This is a genomic window from Ornithinibacillus xuwenensis, from assembly GCF_039614845.1.
GTDB classification, from domain to species: domain Bacteria; phylum Bacillota; class Bacilli; order Bacillales; family Amphibacillaceae; genus Ornithinibacillus; species Ornithinibacillus xuwenensis.
In genome coordinates this window covers 182,007-194,023 of record NZ_JBDIML010000005.1, presented here as the reverse complement: position 1 = coordinate 194,023, position 12,017 = coordinate 182,007, and the positions used below count along the sequence as shown (strand labels likewise).

Sequence of the window (12,017 nt, the reverse complement as noted above, 5' to 3'; positions counted from 1 at the left end):
ACGAAATGAGCATTATTCCGGAGGAGTATATGAGGCATTAAACATTAATACTTTTGTACAAATAAATGCAGTATGATAATTGAGAGGATAAGCAGAATGAATAGAAGTCAGCATGAGAGTAAGTTTGAGTTACTAAAGATAATCTCAATTTTAATGGTAATCGTATTACATTATTTTAACTCGAGAATGGGTGGAGGTTTTGGTAATGTAAATGACGGTACTTTCAATAATTATTTTATGTATTATGTTGAGAGTTTAAGTATAATTGCGGTTAATTGCTTTATCATGATTACCGGATATTTTTTAATTGTTAAAGAGAGTATTAGATTTAGAAAAGTAACTAACCTAGTGGTAATAACCGTGTTCTATGGTATATTGTTTTTAGTTATTAACGGAATAATAAACAATCAAGTAGGAAGTAATTGGTTTAATTTAGATACATTATCCCATGCAATTAGTCCGGTTTATGATGCTAAATGGTTTGTGGGTTCTTATATTGCCTTGTACTTATTAACTCCTTATATTAATAAGGTTCTTAAATCATTAACAAAGAAGCAGTATTTAAGGTTCTTAGTTATCTATATAATTCTATTTTCAATTACACCAACTATCTTTTATTATATTAGCTATAATGATAGAGGCTATGGTGTATTAAGCTTTATCATGTTTTATGCCATTGGAGGTTATTTAAGGAAGTATCCTTTAAAGGTAAATAAAAAATGGTTATTCTTGCTTGGCTATCTATTTTCAACAACCATAACGTTTGTATTAGCATTAAAGGTTATCGGCCACGGGTCATTTTTCTCTTATAACACGATTTTTAATGTAATGAGTACATTCTTCTTGTTTATGTTCTTTTCCAATATTAAAATCAAATCTAGAATAATAAATTATCTGGCAGGCTTTACGTTTCCTATTTATTTGATTCATACGGATATATCAATTCGAAACTATGTATATAACAATATATTGGAAACTCATAGATTTTGGAATAGTGGGTTACTATATATCGGACATTTAATAATAACTGTAGTGATAACCTTTATAGTATGTATCATGATTGATATTCTAAGGCAGTATTTATTTAGAGCTATTGGATTAAAGAAACTAATATAACCATTATTCAAGACATTTCAGAAATGAGGTGTCTTTTTTGTGCAAGTAAATGAATGGTGTTGCGATGTTAGACACTAAAGGATTTATTGATAATGTGGTAGAATTTATATTAGCTATTCCAATACTTCTTTGGGGTATCTATATCAATGTAGATGGGGGACTACTCGAAAAGTGGTGAGTAACTGGAAAACTCGACATGCTGATTTTCTGAGAGAGTATACTCGAGTAGAAAATGGAAGAATGGCTCTGTATTTAGAGAAAGATATAATAATTTATGAACAGAATAGGAACCTCACTATAGCGAATCTGGAATGATTTGCTTATTTAAGTGCATCCTATATATCTGATAGTATTATTATTCACTCTATTATAACAAGTAAAAAAGTCCAACTGCTAAAACAGTTGAGCTTTTCAACTTAATTATCATAAGGTCTATACTTACTTTTTAATATATGATTTCATTTTAGTTTATTTAATATATTCGTTCTTCCTAAAAAAATAATCTGTGTTATTTTAATCTTTTCAAATAATACATGAAATAGTAGCGGGATAATAATTCCTACTATTGTGTACCATATGTAGCCATACTCTAAATACCTTCCTAATATTTCATTTGTTACACGATGAAGGTACATGATTGTAAGTGATGCCATTCCCAACTTGATTAATATGTCGCTAAGAGTAACTTTTGATAGCAGTTTGCTGATGTAAGCAATTATCACAAAAATAGATATAGGAACAATAGAATCTAAAAGAATATGATTATAAATGTTTGGCTTTAGATCTAAGGTGTAAAAGAACTCATTTTTAAAGTCATATATGGTGAATAAAAAGATAAACGTCAAGGAAATCAAAGATGTAAAGATATTTATTAAAAGCTGTATATGTTGTTTTATATAATACCCAAATGCATAATATGCTAATGCGATTAGAACTACATCTGCACTCCAAGGTACTGGGTTTTCAAAAGGATTTGCAATATGTATAGAATAATAATGTGCGAAAAGATAGGAAATAAAAATAATAAATATTTGAGTGAATGTAAATTTAATAAATAAATGTAATAGTGCGAATAAAATTTGCGTTAGTAGCAAACAAGTAATAAACCAAAATACTGTCATAATACCTCTTAACATCATACCACCAAATGCTAAACGATATAATTCCTGAAGAAAGCTATTGACGTTATAGTCGAAGTAATAAGTGTTATGCATAATTGCTTTATACAGTAAGATTAGTAATCCAAAACTTAGATACGGGATGAGGAATTGCTTCATTCTTTTAATTAACCATTGTTTAAGTTGTTTGTAGTTTGATACTGGTTTGTATAGTAGTCCACTTAAGATGAAAAATAAAGGCATATGAAACCAATAAGTATAATGATGCCCCATTACAAAGCCTGCATGTCCTAAAACAACTGCTATAATTCCGATTCCTTTGGCGATATCTATCCAATCTTGACGAGATGATGACATTTATTAAACTCCTTTTATTTTGTAGATAAATTGTATTTTTATAGTCCATCTTCCTATACAGAAAAAAGAAGAGTTTATAACTCTTCCTTTTTACTATTCTCGTGAACCACTAATCTCTTTGCGATTTCTTTAAGTATCGCATTACGTTCTTTTTGAGCGTTTAAATTGCTTATTGTAAACCAAATTGCGATTCCTAAAAAAGCTAGAGGGATTATTGAAAAAATAAAAAGTGGGAGTAATGTCATAATTTCCATAGTTGTTTTCCTCCAAAGGTTGTAGATTTAAGCTCAAATAAGCCAATATAACTAAAGACAAAATTTTATCTTCAATAAGAATATCGGAATGAGTAGGAAAAAGGTTTAGAAAATAAGCGTTGATATTTATGTAGTATTACAATATGAGCATTTTTTGGCAAACAGAGTTATTAGTTCGATTTAGATTCTCCCTTGTTGAGGTACTAATAGGGTGTGGGCTGATATATTAAATATCCCGACACAATCTATCATCTATTAAAATTAGATTGAATTTAAATTAAGAAATTGACTTTATAGAAAGAAAGCGTTATTATGAAATTAAGTTAATAGTTGATGTGCGGAGATTAGGAGACCAACTAAATGTACACTTTTCATGAATTGAAAGGTGTCTCTTTTAGTTGGTCTTTTTGTGTTGTTTTGAAAAAATAGAAAACGTATTCAATCCGTACGCTATCATTAGCTTCTATCTCATTTAGCTGGTGTTAGTTTTTTATCTTTCTACTAGGAATAGACAAATAGCTTCACAACCAGTTAATATTTAAAAGTTGGCCTTTTTTAGAAGGGGAAGAATATGCTTTTTTCCACATACTATGATTGAATCAAAATCGAGCCTTAGTATACATGATAAGCAGAATAGGAAGCCTTTCTATATTGGTCAATCTATTAGTATGAAACATCTAACTAACGGTAAAGGGGGATCGTTATTACAAGTTTGATAGTGGTTTTCTCAAAAAAAGAGAAATCCACCTAATTAGAAGTATTGAACGAAGATGTTACACATATTTAGGGGGATTTGTATGTTAAACTTTTTTAAACCTGCTCCAGCAGTGGAGAGATTACCGGAGGAAAAGGCTAATTCTGAGTACAAAAAGCTTCGACTTCAGGTATTTCTCGGTATCTTTATCGGGTATGCAGGCTACTACTTAATTCGTAAGAACTTTTCAATGGCAATGCCTTACTTAACCGAAGAAGGTTTTTCAAAGGGTGAGTTAGGTCTAGCGCTATCCGCTATATCCATCGCATACGGTATAAGTAAATTTGTAATGGGTACTGTTTCGGATAGGAGTAACGCCAGGATCTTTTTAGCAACGGGATTAATTTTATCTGCGATTATTAATTTATTAATGGGATTTGTTCCATTCTTTACCTCTACTGTTGCTATTATGTTTGTTATGTTATTCCTAAATGGTTGGGTTCAAGGTATGGGCTGGCCGCCGTCTGGTCGTGTTCTCGTTCACTGGTTTAGTGTTAGTGAAAGGGGAGGAAAAACGGCAATTTGGAACGTTGCGCACAATGTCGGTGGAGGATTAATGGCACCTCTAGCTATTGCAGGTGTATCACTCACAACAACCTATTTTGGTGCAAGGTTTATAGGCTATGAAGGTGTATTTATTTTACCTGGTTTAGTTGCAATTGTTATTGCAATAATTGCATTCTTCTTAATTCGTGATACGCCTCAATCTGTTGGTTTACCACCAATTGAGGAGCATCGTAATGATTATCCTAGTAAGTCAAAACAATCATTTGAAACAGAATTAACTACGAAAGAAATACTTTTCAAATATGTATTAAATAATAAATGGGTTTGGATCATTGCTGTTGCCAATATTTTTGTTTATTTCGTACGTTACGGAGTACTTGACTGGGCGCCAACCTATTTAAGTGAAGAAAAAGGCTTTGATATGAGTGAGTCTGGTTTAGCGTACTTCTTATATGAATGGGCTGGTATTCCAGGAACACTATTATGTGGCTATATTTCAGATAAATTGTTTAAGGGTCGTCGTGGACCAGCTGGTTTTGTCTTTATGCTAGGGGTATTCGTTGCCGTTTTAGTTTATTGGTTAAACCCTGCAGGAAATCCATTAGTTGATAACATTGCCTTAATTGCTATTGGTTTCTTAATTTATGGTCCTGTTATGTTAATTGGTCTACAAGCACTTGATATGGTACCGAAAAAAGCAGCTGGAACAGCAGCTGGATTAACTGGTCTATTTGGTTATTTAGGTGGATCTGTTGCAGCTAACGCAATCATGGGATTCGTTGTAGAAGGTGCTGGCTGGAATGCAGGATTCACATTATTAACTGGTTCATGTCTACTTGCAACAATTCTATTTGCATTTACATGGAATGTTCGTGGTCAAGAAGTAGTGAAAAACGGTTAACCGTAGTAAAACTTCCACTTCATCAGGAGTGGAAGTTTTTTAGTTTTCTTGGTAGATAACGTACATTAATTCATCAGCTTCTTTATCCCAATCCACTCCAACTTCGATGCTCCTACCCTGGCTACCCGTTACCGTAAAGGTTGGTTCCCCATGTTCTCCGGCAATCTTTTGCTCTTTATGAAACACTTCGGTAATATCTTCATTTAATAAGGTTTTAAGTTGTTCTAACACCTGTTTATGATTTAAATTTTTCATTTATTTACCCCTTATGAATGTTTTGTCCATCTTAGATTAAGCTAATAATATCTTTTTTATTCTATCCAGTGTGATTGCTCATACGCTTCGTTTATGATAAAATAAGAACAAATGTTCTGTGAGGTGTTAAAGATGAGAGGTTTATTTCTTCGTTCAATTGATCGAAAAGAAAAAATTGTTATCTTTTATATGGATCGAAATCACCAAGTGACACAGAGATATATCCGTGTAATCAGCATACAGGATCAATCTCTTGTGGCTTATTGCTATTGGAGAAAGAAATTACGAACCTTTAAACTAGATAATATACTCTCAGCAGGATCTTTACAGAAAAAAGTCGGAGCGTAATCATAACTTTGCTACTGTTATACAGTTTTTGTATACTATATATGTTCGTACAATATTTATATAGAAGGTGTAGCGATGGAAAAAGTAATATTTTATACCAAGGAGAACTGTTCCCTTTGTGACGATGCAGAATCCTTATTGGAATTATTTCAACAGGATTACGCTTTTGAAATTGACAAGCGAGACATTTATACGAATGATGCTTGGCTTGAAGCCTATCATCTATTAATTCCTGTTGTGGACATAAAAGGAATACAGCTTAACTGTGAGCAAATGGATTTTGGTACGGTAGAAGAGACGTTAAAAACATACCTTCCGAGAGAAGCCCAAAAATAAGTAATTTTATTTGTATATTTTAGTTATTATGGTATGATAATAATGTACATAGAATTCTATGTGTATTTTTTTGAGACACGTGGGACAGTTTAGATGCACTCGGGACATTTTTGTTCCCGATTCAAAGGAGTAATGTCATGAGGGCATTAATCGACATACAAAAAAAGCTAATACCAGACTTGTTAGATGTGCTGCAAGCAAGATATTCTCTTTTGCATAGTGTGAACCTTTATCAACCAATTGGGAGAAGGGGGCTTGCTGATAGTAGTAACCTGACGGAAAGACAAGTTCGTAGCGAAATTGATTTATTGCATGAACAAGGATTATTAGAAGTCACGACGAAGGGTATGCTTATTACAGAGCAAGGAAAACTGGTGCTAGAACAGTTAACCCAATTCATGGGTGAAATTATGGGGTTAAGTGTTTTAGAAAAAGGAATTAAGGATAAATTACAAGTAGAGAATGTTGTTGTTGTCCCTGGTAATAGTGATGATTATGAATGGGTAAAGCAGGAAATGGGTAAAGCTTGTGTTTCCTTCCTGAAGAAAGTCACTCAGTCAAATGCAACCATTGCTGTAACTGGTGGAACAACCATGGCTTCGGTAGCGAATGTAATGACACCGCTAGAAAAAGCAGACAATTATTTATTTGTACCAGCTCGTGGCGGTATTGGCGAAAAGGTAGAAAATCAGGCCAATACGATTGCCGCCAAAATGTCTCGAGAAGCAGAAGGCGATTATCGCCTCCTATATGTTCCTGATCCACTAAGTGAAATATCTTATCAGAATATTATTCAGGAGCCTTCTATTATTGAAATCTTACAGCTAATCAAAAATGCAAACATCGTTTTACACGGTATTGGTGACGCACTTACAATGGCTGAAAGAAGAAAGACTTCGAGTGAAGTAATGGGCATTCTGAGGGATAAGAAAGCTGTTAGTGAAGCCTTCGGTTATTATTTTGATCAAGAAGGTAATGTTGTACACAAGGTACGAACAGTGGGACTACAATTAGAGGATTTGGAAACAATGGAATATGTTATCACCGTTGCTGGTGGTAAATCAAAAGCAAAAGCAATCGAGTCGTATTTCAAGCATGGGAAAAGTAATATGCTGATTACGGATGAGGCTGCAGCAGAACAGATTTTAAGGGATTCTTCCCTTTAAATAAATATAATTCATGAAGGTAATTAGGAGGAATATACAATGGCAGTAAAAATTGGTATTAATGGTTTTGGACGTATTGGACGTAACGTATTCCGTCAAGCGTTAAAAAGAGATGATGTAGAAGTAGTAGCAGTTAACGATTTAACAGATGCAAACATGCTTGCACACCTATTAAAATATGATTCTGTTCACGGTGTATTAGAAGAGGAAGTAACTGTTAACGGTTCTAATATTGTTGTTGGCGGAAAAGAAATTAAAGTACTTGCTGAGCGTGACCCAGCAAACCTACCTTGGGGTGACCTTGGTATTGAAGTAGTAGTGGAATCTACTGGACGTTTCGTAGACCGTGATTCTTCTCAAAAACATATTGATGCTGGTGCGAAGAAAGTTATCATTTCTGCTCCTGCAAAAAATGAAGACCTAACAGTTGTAATGGGTGTTAACCATGATCAATACGATCCAAGTCAACACCATATCGTATCAAACGCTTCTTGTACAACAAACTGTTTAGCTCCATTTGCAAAAGTGCTTAACGATAATTTTGGTGTAAAACGTGGTTTAATGACTACTGTTCACGCTTATACAAATGACCAACAAATTCTTGACTTACCACATAAAGACTATCGTCGTGCTCGTGCAGCAGCTGAAAACATCATCCCGACAACTACTGGTGCTGCAAAAGCAGTTGCATTAGTATTACCTGAATTAAAAGGTAAATTAAATGGCATGGCAGTACGTGTACCAGTTCCAGACGGATCTATGGTAGACTTAGTTGCAGAATTAGAAAAAAATGTAACAGCTGAAGAAGTAAACCAAGCATTCAAGGAAGCTGCTGAAGGTGAACTAAAAGGTGTTCTAGAATACAGTGAAGCTCCACTTGTATCTCGTGATATCGTTGGTAACACACATTCATCTATTCTTGACGGACTATCTACTATGGTTCTTGAAGATAACATGGTAAAAGTTCTTTCTTGGTATGACAACGAAATGGGTTACTCAACTCGTGTTGTAGACTTAGTTGCATACATGGGACAAAAAGGACTATAAGAAAAGCTTTAATGAATATACATGAGAAGGTGGAGGATTACATTCTCCTCCTTTTCTCATGTAAAATAATCTAAATAAATTGTGATTAGCTTTGTTTCCTTTCAAGCTTCCTGTAAAATGAGTAATGATGAAAGACTAAGGGAAACCTACTGTATAATGCTTACATACATTTTGGGAGGGTAACCAAATGAACAAGAAAACGATTAAAGACCTTTCATTACAAGGTAAAAAAGTATTTTGTCGTGTTGATTTCAACGTTCCAATGAAGGATGGAGAAGTTACAGACGATACTAGAATTAGAGCTGCATTACCTACTATTGCGTATCTTTCTGAGCAGGGTGCAAAGGTGATTTTAGCTAGCCATCTTGGTCGTCCTAAAGGTCAGGCTGTGGAAGAATTACGCCTTGATCCAGTAGCGAAGCGTTTAAGCGACCTGATTGGTAAAGAAGTCGTAAAAACAGATGCAGTATATGGAACTGAAGTAGAAGAAGCTATCGATCAATTAGCAGATGGCGACCTTTTATTAATTGAAAATGTTCGCTTTGAAGCGGGTGAAGAGAAGAATGATGCAGCTTTAGCAGAAGCATTTGCAAGCATGGCCGATCTTTATGTCAATGATGCATTTGGTGCAGCTCACCGTGCACATGCATCAACTGCAGGTATTGCTGAGAAGCTTCCTTCTGCGGCGGGCTTCTTAATGGAGAAAGAAATCTCTGTTCTTGGTAAAGCTTTAGAAAATCCAGATCGACCATTCACTGCTATCATTGGTGGAGCAAAGGTTAAAGATAAAATTGGTGTTATTGAAAACCTATTAGATAAGGTTGATAACCTAATTGTTGGTGGCGGCTTAGCGTATACATTTGTAAAAGCGCAAGGACATGAAATTGGAAAATCGCTTTTAGAAGAAGATAAAATTGACTTAGCGAAAGAATTTATGAAAAAAGCCGAAGAAAAAGGTGTTAATTTTGTCTTACCAGAGGATGTAGTTGTTGCAGATGACTTCTCGGAAGATGCTAATACGAAAGTAGTTCCGATTTCTGAAATACCAGCGGATTGGGAAGCACTTGATATCGGTCCAAAAACTCGTGAAATCTATAGCAACATTGTATCTGAATCAAAGCTTATTATTTGGAATGGACCGATGGGTGTATTCGAATTAAATGTATTTGCAAATGGTACAAAAGCTGTTGCTGAAGCACTAGCAAGCACAGACGGATATACCGTAATCGGAGGCGGAGACTCAGCAGCTGCGGTTGAAAAATTTGATTTAGCGGACAAGATGGATCACGTATCAACCGGTGGCGGAGCGTCTCTTGAGTTTATGGAGGGTAAAGTATTACCTGGTGTTGCTGCGTTAACTGATAAGTAAGAGTTGAGGAATCACTTTATTAGCGCTTCTAGCATATAATTCGGCGATTTCTGGATTATATAAGCGAAACGCACCCATAAATCAGCGGTTCGACAATTATATCGGCGAATAACCAGTATATATCAGCGAATCGCTCAAATCACGAAGATAGCCAAGGTAGTAAAAATCTTAAAGAGGTGAAACCATGCGTAAAAAAGTAATTGCAGGTAACTGGAAAATGAATAAAACAATTGCGGAAGCGAATCAATTTGTGGATGACGTTGTGAACAGCATTCCTGCTGATGACAGAGTCGAAGCAATTGTTTGTGCACCATTTCCTTTTTTAGTTTCTCTAGTGGAAAAAACAAAAGGAACAAACTTAAAAGTAAGTGCACAAAACATGCACTTTGAAGAGAATGGTGCATTTACTGGTGAAGTTAGCCCAGTTATGTTGAAGGACTTAGGTGTTACTCATGTTGTGTTAGGACACTCAGAACGTCGTGAATATTTTGCAGAAACAGACGAAACAGTTAACAAGAAAACTCACGCTGCTTTTGCTCATGGATTAACGCCAATCGTATGTGTTGGAGAAACATTAGAGCAACGTGAAGCAAATGAAACAATGTCATTAGTAGAGACACAAGTAAAAAAGGCTTTAGAAGGTCTTTCAAATGAGCAAGTAACAAAAACGATTATTGCTTATGAGCCAGTTTGGGCAATTGGTACTGGAAAAACAGCTTCTAGTGAAGATGCTAATGAAGTATGTGCACATATTCGCAAGGTTGTAAAATCCGTTACCGATGAAGCTACTTCTGAAGCTGTGGTCATTCAATATGGTGGAAGTGTTAAACCAGCTAATGTGGATGAGCTTTTAGCACAATCAGATATTGATGGTGCATTAGTAGGTGGCGCTAGCTTGGAAGCTGATTCTTTCTTACAGCTTGTGGAGGCAGGAGCAAAATGAGTCAAAACAAATTAGCTGCGTTAATCATCTTAGATGGATTTGCCATCCGTGATGAAGTAATGGGAAACGCAGTAAAGCAAGCGAAAAAGCCAAATTTTGATCGTTACTGGGAAGCATATGCGCACAATCAACTCGAAGCGAGTGGAGAAGCAGTAGGCCTACCAGCTGGACAAATGGGTAATTCAGAAGTAGGACATTTAAACATTGGTGCTGGACGTATTGTTTATCAAAGCCTAACGCGTGTGAACTTGTCCATTCGTGAAGGTGATTTTTTCGAAAACCAAGCCTTTCTAAAATCTATCAATCGTGCAAAGGAAAAAAATAAGGCATTACATATCATGGGACTACTATCAGATGGTGGTGTTCATAGCCATATTGAGCACCTATTTGCACTATTAAAGCTTGCAAAGGATCAGAATTTAGAAGAGGTTTATGTTCATGCATTCTTAGATGGTCGAGATGTTGGCCCACAGACAGCAAAGGCATATATTGAACAAACTGAAGCAAAAATGAAGGAACTTGGTATTGGTAAAATTGCCACAGTTTCTGGTCGTTATTATTCCATGGATCGTGATAAACGCTGGGATCGTGTGAAAAAAGCATATGATGCAATGGTTTATGGTGAAGGCCCTAGCTACAAGCATGCAATAGAAGTTGTAGAAGATTCTTACGAAAATGGCATCTTTGATGAGTTCGTTATCCCTTCTGTTATAACGGATGAAAATGGTGGAGCGGTAGGAAAAGTGGAAAGTGAAGATTCCGTTATTTTCTATAACTTCCGCCCGGATCGCGCTATTCAGATTTCTCGTACCTTTGCAAATGAAGATTTCCGAGACTTTGATCGTGGTTCGAATGTTCCAAAGGACTTAGATTTTGTGATGCTTACCCAATTTAGTGAAACGGTTGATGGATTTGTTGCGTATAAACCAGTGAATCTTGATAACACGGTTGGAGAAGTTCTTTCACAAAATAATTTAAAACAGCTTCGTATTGCAGAAACAGAAAAATATCCACATGTAACGTTCTTTATGAGTGGAGGGCGTGAACAAGAATTTCCTGGAGAAAAGCGCGTATTAATTGATTCGCCTAAGGTTGCAACGTATGACTTGAAACCAGAGATGAGTGCCTATGAAGTAACGGACGCCTTGCTAAAAGAATTAGATGCTAAAGATGTGAATGCGATAATTCTAAACTTCGCAAACCCTGATATGGTTGGACACTCAGGTATGCTACAGCCTACGATTGATGCAATAGAAGCTGTTGATGAATGTCTAGGAAAAATAGTGGATAAAATAATCGAGTTAGGCGGAAATGCGATTATTACTGCTGATCACGGGAACTCAGATGAAGTCGTCACACTTGAGGGTACCCCAATGACGGCTCATACAACAAACCCTGTTCCAGTTATTGTAACAAAAGACGATATTGAGCTACGTGATGGCGGTAAATTAGCTGATTTAGCTCCGACATTACTTGATCTATTAGATGTTGAAAAACCAAAAGAAATGACAGGAAAGTCATTAATAAGAAAATAAAAGGAGAGATT

Annotated in this window: 12 protein-coding genes; 9 read left to right on the top strand and 3 right to left on the bottom strand. The window is 35.5% G+C overall.

From position 1 onward, the window contains the following. The first annotated feature begins 96 nt into the window (after window positions 1-96). A complete protein-coding gene (locus ABC228_RS15095; protein WP_345825987.1) occupies window positions 97-1,116 on the top strand; it encodes an acyltransferase in 1,020 nt (339 codons plus the stop codon). A gap of 458 nt (window positions 1,117-1,574) precedes the next feature. Here ABC228_RS15095 and ABC228_RS15090 read toward each other — a convergent pair whose 3' ends face one another. Then, window positions 1,575-2,591, bottom strand: coding sequence for an acyltransferase family protein (locus ABC228_RS15090; protein ID WP_345825986.1), 1,017 nt, complete (start codon window positions 2,589-2,591; stop codon window positions 1,575-1,577). 74 nt (window positions 2,592-2,665) lie between these two features. Then, window positions 2,666-2,845 carry a hypothetical protein gene (locus tag ABC228_RS15085; RefSeq protein ID WP_345825985.1) on the bottom strand — a complete coding sequence of 60 codons (180 nt, stop codon included), beginning with the start codon at window positions 2,843-2,845 and terminating at the stop codon, window positions 2,666-2,668. Window positions 2,846-3,642: 797 nt separating this feature from the next. Between ABC228_RS15085 and glpT the strand changes: the two genes are divergently transcribed. After that, window positions 3,643-5,007: a glycerol-3-phosphate transporter gene (gene glpT, locus ABC228_RS15080; protein WP_345825984.1), complete on the top strand. Its 1,365-nt coding sequence runs from the start codon at window positions 3,643-3,645 to the stop codon at window positions 5,005-5,007. A 39-nt stretch (window positions 5,008-5,046) separates the two neighbouring features. Here the strand turns inward: glpT and ABC228_RS15075 are convergent, their stop codons facing one another. After that, the gene (locus ABC228_RS15075; RefSeq protein ID WP_345825983.1) at window positions 5,047-5,262 is read right to left on the bottom strand and encodes a hypothetical protein; all 216 of its coding nucleotides are present in this window, start codon (window positions 5,260-5,262) and stop codon (window positions 5,047-5,049) included. A gap of 132 nt (window positions 5,263-5,394) precedes the next feature. Here ABC228_RS15075 and ABC228_RS15070 point away from each other — a divergent pair, with 132 nt between their 5' ends. The 7 genes from ABC228_RS15070 (at window position 5,395) to gpmI (ending at window position 12,006) form a co-directional block, all read left to right on the top strand. After that, window positions 5,395-5,610, top strand: coding sequence for a hypothetical protein (locus tag ABC228_RS15070; protein WP_345825982.1), 216 nt, complete (start codon window positions 5,395-5,397; stop codon window positions 5,608-5,610). A gap of 75 nt (window positions 5,611-5,685) precedes the next feature. After that, a complete protein-coding gene (locus tag ABC228_RS15065) occupies window positions 5,686-5,946 on the top strand; it encodes a glutaredoxin family protein (RefSeq protein ID WP_345825981.1) in 261 nt (86 codons plus the stop codon). 137 nt (window positions 5,947-6,083) lie between these two features. After that, entirely contained in the window at window positions 6,084-7,112 is a 1,029-nt protein-coding gene (locus ABC228_RS15060; protein ID WP_345825980.1) for a sugar-binding transcriptional regulator, read from the top strand. 39 nt (window positions 7,113-7,151) lie between these two features. After that, window positions 7,152-8,159 (top strand): type I glyceraldehyde-3-phosphate dehydrogenase, encoded by a 1,008-nt coding sequence (gap, locus tag ABC228_RS15055; protein ID WP_345825979.1) that lies wholly within the window; start codon window positions 7,152-7,154, stop codon window positions 8,157-8,159. Between the two features lie 187 nt (window positions 8,160-8,346). Continuing rightward, on the top strand, window positions 8,347-9,528 hold the full coding sequence (locus ABC228_RS15050) for a phosphoglycerate kinase (protein WP_345825978.1): 1,182 nt from the start codon (window positions 8,347-8,349) through the stop codon (window positions 9,526-9,528). Window positions 9,529-9,712: 184 nt separating this feature from the next. Further along, entirely contained in the window at window positions 9,713-10,471 is a 759-nt protein-coding gene (gene tpiA, locus ABC228_RS15045) for a triose-phosphate isomerase (protein WP_345825977.1), read from the top strand. Then, the gene (gpmI, locus tag ABC228_RS15040) at window positions 10,468-12,006 is read left to right on the top strand and encodes a 2,3-bisphosphoglycerate-independent phosphoglycerate mutase (protein ID WP_345825976.1); all 1,539 of its coding nucleotides are present in this window, start codon (window positions 10,468-10,470) and stop codon (window positions 12,004-12,006) included. The genes tpiA and gpmI overlap by 4 nt, the downstream gene beginning before the upstream one ends. The last annotated feature ends 11 nt before the right edge of the window (window positions 12,007-12,017 follow it).